The organism is Cobetia sp. Dlab-2-AX (genome assembly GCF_024124625.1).
GTDB lineage: Bacteria > Pseudomonadota > Gammaproteobacteria > Pseudomonadales > Halomonadaceae > Cobetia.
The window spans coordinates 312,901-328,269 of record NZ_JAMXRV010000005.1; the positions used below are offsets into that span (position 1 = coordinate 312,901).

General features: G+C 63.9%; 13 protein-coding genes. 7 read left to right on the top strand and 6 right to left on the bottom strand.

Features of this window, described 5'->3' with window-relative positions:
- Positions 1–43: 43 nt before the first annotated feature.
- The 3 genes from NH396_RS11010 to tkt form a co-directional block, all read right to left on the bottom strand.
- Positions 44–1,207 (bottom strand): phosphoglycerate kinase, encoded by a 1,164-nt coding sequence (locus NH396_RS11010; protein ID WP_176678516.1) that lies wholly within the window; start codon positions 1,205–1,207, stop codon positions 44–46.
- Positions 1,204–2,313 carry a glyceraldehyde 3-phosphate dehydrogenase NAD-binding domain-containing protein gene (locus NH396_RS11015; protein ID WP_253063583.1) on the bottom strand — a complete coding sequence of 370 codons (1,110 nt, stop codon included), beginning with the start codon at positions 2,311–2,313 and terminating at the stop codon, positions 1,204–1,206. Before NH396_RS11015 ends, NH396_RS11010 begins: the two co-directional genes overlap by 4 nt.
- Positions 2,314–2,775: 462 nt before the next feature.
- A complete protein-coding gene (gene tkt, locus NH396_RS11020) occupies positions 2,776–4,770 on the bottom strand; it encodes a transketolase (protein WP_176678514.1) in 1,995 nt (664 codons plus the stop codon).
- A 509-nt stretch (positions 4,771–5,279) separates the two neighbouring features.
- On the opposite strand from tkt, the gene metK reads away from it, so the two are divergent.
- From metK to NH396_RS11045, 5 genes are all read left to right on the top strand, one after another.
- A complete protein-coding gene (gene metK, locus NH396_RS11025) occupies positions 5,280–6,500 on the top strand; it encodes a methionine adenosyltransferase (RefSeq protein ID WP_043335733.1) in 1,221 nt (406 codons plus the stop codon).
- 134 nt (positions 6,501–6,634) lie between these two features.
- Positions 6,635–7,138: a YgjP-like metallopeptidase domain-containing protein gene (locus tag NH396_RS11030; protein WP_176678513.1), complete on the top strand. Its 504-nt coding sequence runs from the start codon at positions 6,635–6,637 to the stop codon at positions 7,136–7,138.
- On the top strand, positions 7,113–7,520 hold the full coding sequence (locus tag NH396_RS11035) for a cation:proton antiporter (protein ID WP_366071723.1): 408 nt from the start codon (positions 7,113–7,115) through the stop codon (positions 7,518–7,520). The genes NH396_RS11030 and NH396_RS11035 overlap by 26 nt, the downstream gene beginning before the upstream one ends.
- A gap of 32 nt (positions 7,521–7,552) precedes the next feature.
- Positions 7,553–8,722, top strand: a complete 1,170-nt coding sequence (locus tag NH396_RS17175; protein WP_176678512.1) for a diguanylate cyclase — start codon at positions 7,553–7,555, stop codon at positions 8,720–8,722.
- 178 nt (positions 8,723–8,900) lie between these two features.
- Positions 8,901–9,776, top strand: coding sequence for a UDP-2,3-diacylglucosamine diphosphatase (locus NH396_RS11045; RefSeq protein ID WP_253063585.1), 876 nt, complete (start codon positions 8,901–8,903; stop codon positions 9,774–9,776).
- Between the two features lie 3 nt (positions 9,777–9,779).
- Here the strand turns inward: NH396_RS11045 and NH396_RS11050 are convergent, their stop codons facing one another.
- Positions 9,780–10,709 carry an AEC family transporter gene (locus tag NH396_RS11050; protein ID WP_176678511.1) on the bottom strand — a complete coding sequence of 310 codons (930 nt, stop codon included), beginning with the start codon at positions 10,707–10,709 and terminating at the stop codon, positions 9,780–9,782.
- A gap of 404 nt (positions 10,710–11,113) precedes the next feature.
- Between NH396_RS11050 and metF the strand changes: the two genes are divergently transcribed.
- Together metF and sodC are read left to right on the top strand one after the other, a co-directional pair.
- Positions 11,114–11,965, top strand: a complete 852-nt coding sequence (metF, locus tag NH396_RS11055) for a methylenetetrahydrofolate reductase [NAD(P)H] (protein WP_176678510.1) — start codon at positions 11,114–11,116, stop codon at positions 11,963–11,965.
- Between the two features lie 159 nt (positions 11,966–12,124).
- The gene (gene sodC / locus NH396_RS11060) at positions 12,125–12,694 is read left to right on the top strand and encodes a superoxide dismutase family protein (RefSeq protein WP_176678509.1); all 570 of its coding nucleotides are present in this window, start codon (positions 12,125–12,127) and stop codon (positions 12,692–12,694) included.
- Positions 12,695–12,769: 75 nt separating this feature from the next.
- Here the strand turns inward: sodC and NH396_RS11065 are convergent, their stop codons facing one another.
- Both NH396_RS11065 and prlC read right to left on the bottom strand, forming a co-directional pair.
- On the bottom strand, positions 12,770–13,021 hold the full coding sequence (locus NH396_RS11065; RefSeq protein ID WP_176678508.1) for a YheV family putative zinc ribbon protein: 252 nt from the start codon (positions 13,019–13,021) through the stop codon (positions 12,770–12,772).
- A gap of 147 nt (positions 13,022–13,168) precedes the next feature.
- Positions 13,169–15,217 (bottom strand): oligopeptidase A, encoded by a 2,049-nt coding sequence (prlC, locus tag NH396_RS11070; protein WP_176678507.1) that lies wholly within the window; start codon positions 15,215–15,217, stop codon positions 13,169–13,171.
- Between the last annotated feature and the right edge of the window lie 152 nt (positions 15,218–15,369).

The following is a 15,369-nucleotide window of genomic DNA, read 5'->3' on the forward strand; positions in this document are numbered from 1 at the left end:
TGGCCGTGACTCTAAGCCTGCGCCAATGAGGACACAGGCGGGTTCAGCTTGCTGCGGCTTCCAATGCCGCAACGGCCGGCAGTACCTTGCCTTCCACGTATTCGAGGAAGGCGCCACCACCGGTGGAAATGTAGGAGACGCGCGACTCGACGTCGTACTTGTCGATGGCCGCCAGGGTGTCGCCACCTCCGGCGATGGAGAAGGCGTCGCTCTCGGCGATGGCCATCGCCAGCTGCTCGGTGCCGTTGGCGAACTGGTCGATCTCGAACACGCCGACCGGACCGTTCCAGAGAATGGTGCCGGCATCCTTGAGCAGCGCACCGAAGCGTGATGCGGTCTCCGGACCGATATCCAGGATCATCTCGTCGTCCTGGACGTCGGCGACGGCGCGCACGACGGCTTCAGCCTTGTCGGAGAACTCGGTGGCGACGACGACGTCGGTCGGCAGCGGAATCTCGACCTTGTCCATCAGCGCGCGAGCAGTATCGAGCAGGTCAGCCTCGTAGAGGGACTTGCCGACGTTGTAACCGGCCGCCGCGATGAAGGTATTGGCGATGCCGCCACCGACGATCAGCTGATGGCACTTGTCGGACAGCGCCTTGAGTACGTCGAGCTTGGTGGAGACCTTGGAGCCGCCGACGATGGCGACCATCGGCGCACGCGGTGCGGCGAGTGCCTTCTCGAGGGCTTCCAGCTCGGCGGCCAGCAGCGGGCCGGCGCAGGCGTTTGGCGCGAAGCGTGCCACGCCATGGGTCGAGGCCTGGGCACGGTGCGCGGTGCCGAAGGCATCCATCACGTAGACATCGCACAGCGCGGCGTAGGCGCGGGACAGGGATTCCTCGTCCTTCTTCTCGCCCTTGTTGAAGCGCACGTTCTCCAGCAGCACGACCTCGCCTTCGGCGATATCCGGTGCCGTGTCGAGATAGTCGTTGATCAGGCGCACCGGGCTGCCCAGCAGCTCGCCCAGATGTGCCGCGACCGGTGCCAGCGAGAACTGATCTTCCGGCTCACCCTCGGTGGGGCGGCCCAGATGACTCATCAGCATCACGCGTGCGCCGGCGTCACGTGCCGCCTTGATGGTCGGCAGGCTGGCACGGATACGCGCGTCGCTGGTCACCTGACCGTCGCGGATCGGCACGTTGAGATCTTCGCGGATCAGCACACGCTTTCCGGACAGGTCGAGGGCGGTCATCGTTTGCACGTTCATGACGGGTTCCTTGGTCGTGAATCGGTGGAGAGAGCTTCCCTCGCCAGAGGCGTTGTCATCTCGCAGGCGTGCCAATGGGTGGCGACGTCCAGCATGCGATTGGCAAAGCCCCATTCGTTGTCGAACCAGCACAGCATCTTGATCAGCCGGCCGCCGGCAACACGGGTCTGGGTTGCATCCACGATACCCGAGCGCGGATCGTGGTTGAAGTCGATGGAAGCCGTCGGCTCCTCGCTCAATCCCATCAGGCCCTGCAGGCGTCGTGCGCAGGCCTCGCGCAGCAGGTCATTGACCTCATCCGCGCTCACGTCACGCTTCACCTCGATGGACATGTCCATGCAGGACACGTTGATGGTCGGCACGCGCAGGTGCAGACATTCGAAGCGTCCTTCCAGGTGCGGCATCAGGCGGTTGATGCCCTTGGCCAGGCCGGTATCCACCGGCACGATCGAGCTCATCGCCGAGCGCGTCAGGCGCAGGTCCGTCTGGTGGTAGGCGTCGATCACCGGCTGGTCGTTCATCGCCGAGTGCACCGTGGTGGTGACGCCGCGCTCCAGACCGAAGGCCTCTTCCAGCACCGTCAGAATCGGAATCAGGCAATTGGTGGTGCACGAGGCCGCCGAGACGATGCGCATGCCGCTGCCTGCCTGCCCCGCCTCGGCGGGGGCCAGCGCCGACTGGTTGATGCCGCACACGATGGTGGCATCGACATCGGCGTCGGTATCGCCGGGCTGGGAGAACAGCAGTCGTCCGGCGCCTGCCGCCAGATGCCGCTCGGCGGTGGCGCGGTCCTTGAAGCTGCCGGAGCACTCCAGCACCAGGTCAATCCCCAATGCCCGCCAGGGCAGGCAATCTGGATTGGCCTCGGACAGGATGCTGATCGCATGGCCGTTGACGACCAGCTGGCCGTCGCGCTGTTCCACCGTGCCGGGGAAGCGGCCGTGGGTGGTGTCGTAGCGGGTCAGATAGGTGATGGTGTCCAGATCTGACAGCTCGTTGATCGCGACCACTTCCAGCGGCAGTGACTCACCGCGTGCTTCACGTTCTACCAGCGCTCTCAGCACACACTGACCGATGCGTCCGTAGCCATTGATGGCCACTCGCAAGGGAGGATTTCCCTGGCGTCGGGACGCCTTGTCTCCCTGGGGGGCGTCGGCGGTGGTCAGAGGCGGCTGGTGGTTCAAGGATGTCGTGTTCCGAGTGTTTTTCAGGGGGTCCATGGTAGCGCATCGCTTTGCTGGGCGGAGAGAGCGAAAGGCGCGCAAGCGCCTGATTTCTGGTTTTTTTCGTCTAAGGACGCGTAGTCACACTACCCAACTGGTGGGGTTGTGTAGTCGCCGTCTGCGCTGTCTTTCATGGGCACGGTCGCTGGAGAATGACCGTTCATGCAAGATGAATCGTGTCATCAAGCCGCGACTCGTGTCAGCCACGTCGACTACAGGCGACAGCCGGTGACGCTTGAGGACTCCTCGAGTGTCGCACAGACGAAAACGCCGCCGCTCCCAGCGGGAGGCGGCGGCGTCGATCTTCATCCCACTCCGTCATCGACGAAGTGGGTCAGGCGGTGTTCAGCCCAGCAGCTTGTTGGCGCGTTCGACCACGTTCTCGACCGTGAAGCCGAAGTGCTTGAACAGGTCGCCGGCCGGCGCGGATTCCCCGAAGGTCTCCATGCCGATGATGTCGCCGTTCAGACCGACATACTTGAACCAGTAGTCACGATGACCGGCTTCGATCGCCACGCGCGCGGTGATGGCAGACGGCAGCACGGATTCACGGTATTCCGCGTCCTGCGCATCGAACAGGTCGGTGGCTGGCATGGACACGACACGCACGGCGCGACCGGCGGCTTCCAGCTCGGCGGCGGCATCCATCGCCAGACCGACTTCGGAGCCGGTGGCGATCAGGATCACTTCCGGCTGGCCGTTGGCGGCGTCCTTCAGCACATAACCACCACGGCTGATGTTGGCCAGCTGAGCCTTGTCACGGTTCTGATGCGGCAGGTTCTGACGCGACAGGATCAGCGCGGTCGGGCCGGAGTGACGCTTGATGGCCGCATCCCATGCCGCCGCGGTCTCCACGGCATCCGCCGGACGCCAGGTGGACAGGTTCGGCGTGGTGCGCAGGCTGGTCAGCTGTTCGATCGGCTGGTGCGTCGGGCCATCTTCGCCCAGACCGATGGAGTCGTGGGTGAAGACGTAGACGGCCTGCTGACCCATCAGGGCGGCCATGCGAACGGCGTTGCGCATGTATTCCATGAAGATCAGGAAGGTCGCGCCATACGGGATGAAGCCGCCGTGCAGACCGGCACCGTTCATGATCGCGCCCATGCCGAACTCACGCACACCGTAGTGCAGGTAGTTGCCGCTGAAGTCTTCGCGGGTGATCGCCTGGGCGCCCTTCCAGAAGGTCAGGTTGGACGGGGCCAGGTCGGCACTGCCGCCGAGCAGTTCCGGCAATTGCGGGCCGAGCTGGTTCAGGCACTCGAAGGAGGCCTTGCGCGAGGCCGGGCTGTCGCCGGCGGCCTGGGCATCCTCGATCATCTTCTCGCTGGTCAGGGCGTGCGGCAGCTTGCCTTCCAGACGGCGGGTGAACTCGGCGGCCAGTTCCGGGTGTGCTTCGGCGTAACGGGCGAAGCGCGTATCCCAGTCGCTCTCGAGCTTGGCGCCGCGCTCGCTGGCATCCCACCCCTGATAGATGTCTTCCGGGATATGGAAGGGCGCGTGGGCCCAGCCCAGCTTCTCGCGGGTGGCGGCGACTTCGTCGTCACCCAGCGGCGCGCCGTGGCAGGACTCGGTGCCTTCCTTGTTCGGGGAGCCGAAGCCGATCACGGTCTTGCAGATGATCAGGCTCGGCTTGTCGGCGTGGCTCTTGGCCAGCGCGATGGCGGCGTTGATCTCTTCCGGCTTGTGGCCGTCGACGTTGGCCACGACGTGCCAGCCGTAGGATTCGAAACGCTTGGCGGTGTCATCGGTGAACCAGCCTTCGACTTCGCCATCGATGGAGATGCCGTTGTCGTCATACAGGGCGATCAGCTTGCCCAGACCCAGGGTACCGGCCAATGAGCCGACCTCATGGGAGATGCCTTCCATCAGGCAGCCGTCACCCAGGAAGCACCAGGTGGTGTGGTCGACGACGGTGTGACCCGGACGGTTGAACTGCGCCGCCAGTGTCTTCTCGGCGATCGCCATGCCCACGGCATTGGCCAGACCCTGGCCCAGCGGGCCGGTGGTGGTCTCGATGCCCGGCGCATAACCGTATTCCGGGTGACCGGCGGTCTTGGAATGCAGCTGGCGGAAGTTCTGCAGATCTTCAAGGCTCAGCTGATAGCCCGTGAGGTGCAGCAGGGAGTAGAGCAGCATGGAGCCGTGGCCGTTGGACAGCACGAAGCGGTCGCGATCGGCCCAGTTCGGGTTGGCCGGGTTGTGCTTGAGGTGGTCGTTCCAGAGCACCTCAGCGATGTCGGCCATGCCCATGGGGGCGCCGGGGTGGCCGGACTTGGCCTTCTGAACGGCGTCCATGGAAAGTGCACGGATGGCGTTGGCCAGGTCTAAACGGGAAGGCATGCAGTAGCTCCTCGCCTGCGGGCGTCAAGAGTGGGGCAATGAATCACGGCGTGCTGAGCCGGGCGCCCAGTGCCTCCCGAGAGCCAGGGCATGCTGCTGCCTGGGTCTCCTTCAGGACTGTGCGCCTGAAAACAGTGCGCCGGAAAGGACAGTGCGTCGCGTGAACCTTGTACGCGCGGACTCGCGTCCGAGCGTGATCTCCGGGCGGGTATTGTCACCGAGATGACAGGGCGCGGCAAATCGCATCCGGGATGTGTGCTCGTCCAAAGGTGGCAACGGCTTATTACCCTGTATGCAGCGCTTGTCGCAAAAAGGTCTCGATTGGACGCCCCCACGCGCCCCATTGCGCTAGGAACTCACATAAGTGGCGTGTAAACTCGCCCCCCCGAGGCTCAACCGCCCGTGTTGAGCCTCATCGTGCGCCGCAAGCGTGTTTCTACTCGGTCGTCAACGCAGTCTGCCGTCAGTGGCCGAATCATCCCCGCATCCGAAAAGAGGGTCGAGGACCAATGAGCGAATACTCACTCTTCACATCCGAGTCCGTGTCCGAGGGGCATCCGGACAAGATTGCCGACCAGATTTCCGACGCCGTGCTCGATGCCATCATCGCGCGCGACAAGCAGGCACGCGTCGCGTGCGAAACGCTCGTCAAGACAGGCGTTGCCATCGTGGCCGGTGAGATCTCCACCAGCGCGTGGGTGGATCTCGAGGAGCTGGTACGTCGTGTCATCACCGATATCGGCTATACCTCTTCCGACGTCGGCTTCGACGGCGAGACCTGTGGTGTCCTCAACCTGATTGGCAAGCAGAGCATCGATATCGCCCAGGGCGTCGATCGCACCAAGCCGGAAGATCAGGGGGCGGGCGACCAGGGCCTGATGTTCGGCTACGCCACCAACGAGACCGACTCCTTCATGCCGGCGCCGATCCACTACGCTCACCGTCTGGTCGAACGTCAGGCGGAACTGCGCAAGAACGGCATGCTGCCGTGGCTGCGTCCGGATGCGAAGAGCCAGGTCACCTTCCGCTACGACGAAGCCGGCAAGCCGGTCGCCGTCGAAGCCGTCGTGCTGTCCACCCAGCATGACCCGGAAGTGTCCCAGGAAGACCTGCGCGCGATGGTCAAGCGCGAGATCATCGAGCAGGTGTTGCCGGCCGAGTGGCTGTCCGAGACCACCGAATACCACATCAACCCGACCGGCAACTTCGTCATCGGCGGTCCGGTGGGTGACTGTGGTCTGACGGGTCGCAAGATCATCGTCGACACCTACGGCGGCATGGCGCGTCACGGTGGTGGTGCCTTCTCCGGCAAGGACCCGTCCAAGGTCGACCGCAGCGCCGCCTATGCCGGTCGCTACGTGGCCAAGAACGTCGTCGCCAGCGGCCTGGCCGACAAGTGCGAGATCCAGGTCTCCTACGCCATCGGTGTCGCCGAGCCGACCTCCGTCTCGATCAACACCTTCGGCACCGGCAAGATCAGCGATGCCAAGATCGTCGAGCTGGTGCGCGAGCACTTCGACCTGCGTCCGTACGCCATCACCACCATGCTGGACCTGGCGCACCCGATGTATCAGCTGACCGCTGCCTACGGCCACTTCGGTCGTGAGCCGTTCGAGCACAGCTACAGCTGGACCGACGTGAGCGGCGAGCAGAAGACCGAAACCTTCACCGCTTTCCCGTGGGAAAAGACCGATCGTGCCGCTGGTCTCAAGGCTGCCGCTGGCCTGTAAATCCGCCAGCTCGACAGGCCTGGCAGGTGGCGGACGTCTCGCCCCTCGCCTTTCGATGCCATGACAAGAAAACCCGCCTCGGCGGGTTTTCTTGTCTCTGGCCCTCCTTCGGACAACAACAGGAGAGATGCCCAGTGGCTGATCTACGCTATCTCAAGGGCTACGCCCCCGAGATCCAGCAGCAGGCGAGTGAACTGCTGGCCTCGGGGCGTACGGCCGACTTCTTTCTCGGCAAGTATCCCGAGCCCCATCAGCTGCAGGGGGCCAGGGCGCTGCATGACTACGCCATGACGCTGAAGAATCAGTATCTGCGCAGCTCGGCGCCGATCAGCAAGGTGATCTATGACGACCGGATTCATGTCATCGACAATGCCCTGGGGCTGCATACCTTCGTGTCGCGGGTGCAGGGCAGCAAGCTCAAGGCCAAGCATGAGATCCGTATCTCATCGCTGTTCCGACGCCTGCCCGAACCCTTGCTCAACATGATCGTGGTGCATGAGCTGGCGCATCTGCGCGAGAAGGCCCACGACAAGGCGTTCTATCGACTCTGCTGCCACATGCAGCCGGAGTATCATCAGCGTGAGTTCGAGCTGCGCCTCTATCTCTGCCACCGTGAACGCCACGGCGATCTCTGGTAGCCATGAGCCGCTCTGGGCAGCCTCGGCCGGCAGTGGCGAGGTCGAGCTCGGTCACATGGGGCTTCTGTTCCTCGAGGAAGCCGGTGGCGGCATTCTGCTCGGGCTGGCGTTGGGCGCGCTGGTCTACCAGCTGATGCGCAGCATCGACCAGTGTCAGGTCGAGGTGATGCTGAGCCTGGCGCTGGTACTGGGCGGCTACGCGCTGGCCTCGGCGCTGCACGGCTCCGGCCCCATCGTGATGGTGTTGGCGGGGCGTATCATCGGCACCATGGCGCGTGATGGCGCCATGTCTGACAACTCTGGCGGGGGCCTGCACCGAAGTAGCGTTTATAGATCAACCCTCTGCACCAGTACGGCGAGGCCACCACGCGGTGTAGCATGAGCAGGTGCCTTGATTGCCAGAGAGGAAGTGCCGTGTCGCTTCAGGAGCGTCTGCTGTCCCGACGTGAAACCGAGGATGATGAGTCACGCCATTTTCGTGCGCGCCTCAACTACACCTTCGTGCTGTTCGCCATGGCGGGGCTGTCGTGTTTTCTGCTATTTGATTATTTCCAGGTCCCCAATGCCTGGCCGACGCTCTGGGTCGGACGATTCCTGCTGCTCGGCGTGTGCCTGATATGCCTCGCGCTGCTGAGGAACGATCCCCAGCGACCAGATGATATCGCATTGCTCGGCGCCGTCTGCGCCAATCTGTACTTCTGTTTCGGGGCATCGATGATCGAGGATGCCATCACGCTGTCGCTATGGAATCTAAGCTTCTCGACCTGCATGCTGATTGCCATGCCGGCATGGCTGGTCTGGGGCTGGCGTTATCAGTTGACCAGCAGCTTGCCGTTGATGTTTTGCTACATCCCCATCTTCCTGTGGCTGAGCCCTTTGCAATTGACGGATCTTGTCGGGGCCGGCGGAACATATACGCTGGCGACGATGATCATTGCTCCAGCACTGGCGCACGCCCGCAGCTCCACCTTCCAGCGCACCGTCAAGCTGCGCCGGGCACTGGAAGTGCGCAACGCCGAGCTCAGTCACATGAATCAGCAGCTGCTCACGCAGCAGCATGAGCTGGAATACCGTGCCAATCACGATCTGCTGACGGGGCTGCCCAATCGCCGTTTCGGCTTGGATTTTCTCGAGCGGATGCTGGCCGAGAGCACGAGCACTCGGCAATGCATGTCGATCCTGTTCGTGGATGTCGATCGCCTGAAGCACGTCAACGACAGCTTCGGGCACGCCGAGGGTGATCGCTTGATCCAGCTGGTGGCCCGGAGCGTCGCCCAGGCGGCCGGTGACGACGGGCTGGCATGCCGTCTGGGCGGCGATGAATTCCTGGTCGTGATGCCCGGTGCCTGTGATATGGCCAGCCAGCAGGCGACGACCCAGTTGATGCGCCATCTTCAGGAGCAACGCCTGGAGCAGCAAATTCCCTTCCCGGTCGAGGTGAGCATCGGGCGTGTCACCCACGACCCGGTATTGCAGGCAGATGTGGATGTCGATGATCTGATCCATATCGCGGATGACCGCATGTATCGTCAGAAGCGCGCTCGGCGGCGGGCCATGGCGGGGGCCAACGACCCTCAGGCGTGAGAAAGCCCGCAATCTTCCCTTCATTCATGCCGCAAGTGATTGACGGCAATGGCTGTCATCGCTTTTTCATGTTGCTGTTACGGGTATGTCATCGCCTCCCCTCAGTCTTGCTGGGCAACGACAGGGGCCATCTGGGCCTCGCTTGTCGATTCCGCCTGGCAACCCGGAGGTGACTGACATGACCGCTTTGCAATCGGCTCCCCATGCTGAAATGCCGCCTGCTTCCGACGCTCTCGGTCAGGTTCGTACGCTGTTCATCTCCGACGTGCATCTTGGGACTCCGGACTGCCAGGCGGCGCTGCTTGCGAAGCTGCTGCGTCGCGTGCGCCCGGAACGCCTGTATCTGGTCGGCGATATCGTCGACCTGCTGGCGATGCGCAAGCGTGCGGTGCTCGACAAGGACCAGCAGGCGCTGGTGGCGCGGGTGCTGCGTCTGGCGCGCAGCGGCTGCGAGGTCATCTACATTCCCGGCAATCATGATGCCGCCTTCCGGCGCCTGTGCGGCCTGAAGCTGCACAACGTGAGCATCGAGCGGCGCGCGATCCATACCACCGGCAGCGGTCGTCGTTTGCTGGTCTCCCACGGTGACGAATTCGACACCCATGTGCGCATCGCGCCGTGGCTGCTCAAGCTGGGCGATGGCATGCACGGCTTCATCCTGTCGCTCAATCGCTGGTGCAATCGCGCGCGTGGCATGTTCGGGCTGCCGTACTGGTCGCTGGCCAGCGCGCTCAAGCGGCGCAGCGGCACCGCCCAGCGCTATGTGGCCCAGTTCGAGGAAGCCGCCATGCGTCAGGCGCGCCTCGAAGGGCTGGATGGCTATGTCGGGGGGCATATCCACCAGGCGGGCTTCCGGGTCGAGGAAGGCGTGCTCTACTGCAACGATGGTGACTGGGTCGAGCACTGCACCGCGCTGGCGGAAGATGCCCAAGGCGCGCTGCACCTGATCGACTGGCAGGGTCAGATCCTCGAGACGGCGCCGCGCCATCTGATGCCGCGTCCGGTGCCGGCCGCGACGCCCGACGCCGTCACGCCCGAGATGGCCGGCGCCTGAGCCTCACCCCAGGCCGCTGATCGCCAGCATCCATGACAGGTATAGCGGGATGATCAGCGGCGCTGCCAGGGTGGTCAGCATCACCGCGATCGCGCCCTTGGCCGGCTGGATATTCAGCTCGATGGCCAGCACGACCACATTGGCGGCCATCGGCACCACGCCCAGCAGCAGCAACACTTGCGCCAGCACCGGGTCGAGGGCGAACAGGCTGCCCAGCAACATCACGCTGCCCAGACTCATCAGCGGCCACATCACGAAGCGCAGGGCGGTCGCGGCCAGAATGAAGCGCGGGTCGATCTCGCGCAGGCTGACACCGCCCAGCGTCATGCCGATGATCATCATGCCCAGCACCGTGTAGCTGTACTTGAAGTAGTCGAGTCCCTCCATCACCGCCCCCGGTACCTCGAGGCCCAGTGTCCCCACCAGCAGAGCGGCCAGAAAGGCGTAGATCAGCGGCAGACGCACGATCTTGACCAGACTCTCGCGCATCGAGAACTGCCCGCGCGCACTGACGTAGAAGCCCAGCGTGAATTCATACAGCGTGATGCCGAGCAGGCAGAACAGGTACTGGGTCACGCCTTCCGGCGGCAGCAACAGCATCGCGACCGGCAGGCCGAAGTAGCCGGTATTGCCGGTTCCCGAGGAGAAGGCGAGCAGGGCGGCTTCCTGCGGCGGGAAGAACCTCGCGGCCAGCGGGCGCACCAGCAGGCAGATGCTGCTGGCCAGCGAGAATAGCCCCAGCGTCAGGCCCAGATCACTCAGCGATGGCTCGCCGAGCACCAGGCCGCGAAAGAAGGTCAGCGGCGCGATCACATAGATCAGCAAGGTGGCGATGGGGCGCGGGTCGATCGCGAGGCGGCGTGCACAGAGGGCGCCGAGAGCGACGAAGGTGATCAGCATCCAGAGCGGTTGCTGCAGATCGATGTGGTCCATCACGGTTCCTTGTGAAGCGTCATTGTCCTTTTGGCTCATCATGCCGTGTGGCCCCTGTCAGCGTCATCCCATGAATGCCACTCATTGCGCCTTTCCTTCATCAGGCTTTGGGTCGCGCATCAGGCTTTGGGTCGCGTGGTTGCGCGGCTGGTGAGGGCGCAGGACTGAGGAGCAGGACGCCACTGTCAGCAATGGTTATAAACACGCACTTTCTTATATGAATGGCATTGAAGTTGAGGCGAAAACCTTTCATTGGCCGGGGTCGTCGGCGGCGGTCAGAATGCTCGACATGCAGTACAGGGGCGGTGGCGTGACGCGCCGGACGTGTATTGCTGCACGCACACCGCGAAGTGTGCGGCGATAACGACATCAATGCCGGACACGACGACCACGAGGGCCGCCCCATGAGTGCAAGCGAACATCCGTTAGGGATCAGCTTCGAATTCTTCCCGCCGAATACCGAGGCCGGGCGTGAAAAGCTCAAGGGGGTTCGCGATCAGCTGGCGGCGCTGGAGCCGGAGTTCTTCTCCGTCACCTATGGCGCGGGCGGCTCCACGCGTGAGCGTACCTTCAACACCGTGCAGTCGGTCAGCGCCAGCGGGATCTGCACCGCGCCGCACCTGTCATGTGTCGGCAGTGACCGCGGTGAGCTGCGTGAGATCCTGGCGCAATACCGCGAGCAGGGCGTCAAGCGCCTGGTGGCGTTGCGCGGGGACCTGCCCTCCGGGATGGGCTCGCGCAGTGAGCTGCGTTACGCCAACGAGCTGGTCGAATTCGTGCGCGAGGAGACGGGCGAACACTTCGAGATCGCGGTGGCGGCCTATCCCGAGTGCCATCCACAGGCCGGCAATTACCACAGCGATCTCGAGAACTTCGCGCGCAAGATGCAGGCCGGCGCCGATATCGCCATCACCCAGTACTTCTTCAATGCCGATGCCTATTTCCACTTCGTGGAGCGCGCGCGTGCCGCCGGCATCGAGCAGCCGATCATCCCGGGGATCATGCCGATCACCAACTACACCAAGCTGGCGCGCTTCTCCGATTCCTGCGGTGCGGACATCCCGCGCTGGCTCCGCCGGCAGCTCGAGAGCTATGGCGATGACAGCGAGAGCCTTCAGGCCTTCGGCACCGAGGTAATCTCGCGCATGAGTCAGCGTCTGCTGGATGGCGGCGCGCCGGGCCTGCACTTCTATACCCTCAACCAGGCCGAGCCGTGTCTGAAGGTGCTGGAGAATCTGGGTATCGCTTCTCGTTGAGTCACGTGTGCCGGGCGTGCACGGCAAGTCATTGGAAGAGCGGCATTGAATGTGACGTCGCTCGCCCTGAGGTCTGATGGGTAGCCGCTCGTGACAGCGGCCCGCAAGCCACTCAAGGCGTCGGCAGTGACGCCGGCCTCAGTGATGGAGAGATTGCTCATGAATCACGAGACACAGCACACGGCATCCTTTACGCCCTCTTCCAGAAAGCCCCTCAAGACCGCCGCGACGGTGGCGCTCGGCGCCTGGTTGTTCGGCGGCGTCGCCCAGGCCGCCACCGAGGTGGAAATGCATCGCGTCAGCAGTGATGGCGTCGGTGAGTCCGTCGGCAGTGTCATGGCCGAGGATACCGATGACGGTCTGCTGCTGACGCCGAAGATCGAGGGGCTCGAGAGCGGCATCCACGGCTTCCACCTGCATGCCAATGCCAGCTGCGAACCGGCCGAGAAGGATGGCGAGACCGTCGCCGCCGCCGCGGCAGGTAGCCACTTCGATCCAGAAGAGACCGGTACCCACCAGGGCCCTTACGGTGATGGCCACCTCGGTGATCTTCCGGCGCTGAGTGTCGATGCCGATGGCAAGATCTCGTTGCCGGTGCTGGCACCGCGCCTCAAGGAAAGCGATCTCAGCGGCCATGCGCTGATGATCCACTCCGGCGGTGACAACTACACCGATACGCCCAAGCTGGGCGGTGGCGGCTCGCGCGTCGCCTGCGGCGTGGTCGATTGATCATCCTGCCGGGATGACATGAAAAAGCCCCGCCAATTGGCGGGGCTTTTTCATGTCGCAGTGATACAGCAGATATCAGTGCAGCTTGCCCGGGTCCAGAATGCGCACCGGCTGAACCTCATCGCCCGCCGGCGTCTCGCGGGGCTCGCTCACGCGCGTGGAAATCTCGGCGAGGGTCGGCGGCTCCTCGATGGCTTGCTGTTCGAAGAAGTCGCAGGACACGCAGTCACGGTAGCGTGTCTCGTTCTGCTCCCAGGTGCGCAGGCGGTCCATTGCTCCGCAGCGCGGGCAGACGGCACCGGCGATGAAGCGCTTGATGGTAGACATGGTGCCTCCAGTCAGGGTCAGGGTAGGTCTGGCAATCCCGCCTCGGGCGGATGATGCGCCATATGATACGCCCCCGACCGGTAAAGGTCAGGGGCGCATGGTCAGCGGCTCGTGGTCAGGCTTGCGCCATCACGAGACGGGGCGAGATCAGGCCGCCTGGGCACCGATGCCGGAGTGACGCAGCAGGGCATCGACCTGCGGGTCACGGCCACGGAAGGCGCGGAACAGCTCGGCGGCGTCACGCGAGCCACCGCGTGCCAGTACCTCGTCACGGAAGCGCTGGCCGGTGGCGGTATCGAAGACCGCGCTTTCCTCGAAGGCACTGAAGGCGTCTGCCGACAGCACCTCGGCCCACTTGTAGCTGTAGTAACCCGCGGCGTATCCGCCGGCGAAGATATGGCTGAAGCCATTCTGGAAGCGATTGAACTCGACCGCCGGCACCACGGCGACCTTGCTGCGCACCTCGTCGAGCAGCGCCTGGACATCGCTGGCAGACGGCTTGTCGAGCTCATGATGCAGGCGGAAGTCGAACAGCGAGAACTCCAGCTGGCGGACCATGGTCATCGCCGCCTGGAAGTTGCGGGCTGCCTGCAGGCGCTCGAGCATGTCGTCGGGCAGATGCTCGCCGGTGTCCACGTGACGTGCGATCAGATCCAGCCCTTCACGCTCGTAGCAGAAGTTCTCCATGAACTGGCTGGGCAGCTCGACGGCGTCCCATGCCACGCCGTTGATGCCGGAGACTTCGGCGACTTCCTGACGGGTCAGCATGTGATGCAGGCCGTGACCGAACTCGTGGAACAGCGTGACCACTTCATCGTGGGTCAGCAGCGCCGGGCGATCGCCCACCGGGCGGGTGAAGTTGCAGGTCAGGTAGGCGACCGGCAACTGCAGGCTGCCATCCTCGCGGCGACGACGGACGCGGCACTCGTCCATCCAGGCACCGCCTCGCTTGCCTTCACGCGCATAGAGATCGAGATAGAAGCCGGCGATCGGGGTGTCATTCTCGATCACCTCGTAGTAGCTGACGTCCTCGTGCCAGACCGGCACGTCGCGCTGCTTGAAGGTGATGCCGTAGAGGCGGTTGACGACCTCGAACAGTCCGTCGATGGCCTGCGGCGCCGGGAAGTAGGGGCGCAGCTGCTCCTGATTGATCGCGTAGCGCGACTCGCGCAGCTTCTCGCTGGCATAGCCGACATCCCACGGCTGCAGGTCGTCGATGCCGAGGCTCTCGGTGGCGTAGGCCGCCAGCTCGTTGAACTCCTCACGCGCCTGCGGCACGGCGCGGGTAGCGAGGTCATCCAGGAAGGCGATGACCTGCGCCGGCGAGTCGGCCATCTTGGTCGCCAGTGACAGCGAGGCGTAGTCGTCGAAGCCGATCAGCGCGGCCAGCTCCTGACGCAGGGCTAGAATCTCCTCGATCACCGGGCCGTTGTCGAACTCACCGGCGTTGGGGCCCTTCTCCGAGGCGCGGGTGACGAAGGCAGTGTAGACCTCCTCGCGCAGCTCGCGGTTGTCGGCATAGCTGAGCACCGGGAAGAAGCTCGGGAAGTCCAGGGTGATGCGATAGCCATCCAGGCCCTTGGCTTCGGCATTGGCCTTGAGCGCTTCAAGGCCGCTTTCCGGTATGCCCGCCAGTGCCTCTTCGTCGACATCCTTGTGCCAGGCCTGGGTGGCATCCAGCACATGGTTGGAGAAGGTATTGGAGAGCTCGGACAGGCGCGCCTGGATCTCGCCGTAACGCTGCTTCTTGTCTTGCGGCAGGTCGACACCGGCGAGGCGGAAGTCGCGCAGACTGTTGGTGATCGCCTTCTGCTGGGCTTCCTCGAGGCTTGCGAACTCATCGCTGTCCGCGAGGCGCTGATAGGCCGCGGCCAGGTCGCTGTTCTGACCCACCCAGGTGGAGTAGGCCGACAGTTTGGCGAGACAGGCCTGATAGGCCTCACGCAGCTTGGGCGAGTTCATGGTCGAGTTGAGGTGCGAGACCGGCGACCAGGCCTGGCTCAGGCGGTCACCCAGCGCTTCCAGCGGCGCGGCGAAGTTGTCCCAGCGCGTGTCATCGCGGGTGGCCTCGATCAGGCGCTCGATCTCCTGCTGGTTGTGCTCCAGCAGTTCGCTGATCGCGTCCTCGACGTGCTCGGCCTTGAGGGTGTCGAAGGGGGGCAGGGTGTTGCGTTCCAGCAGGGGATTGATCGACATCATGTACCTCGCGTCATTCGGGTGGGCGGCAGCGGTGAGCGATAAAGGAGAACTTGCGCATCGATTGCGCCGTGAAAACGGCGTCACCGCTGCCGCGGTGATACCAAGAATGTGAGGCCTCGGCGCGTGTTATTCAATCTATCGCCTCGATA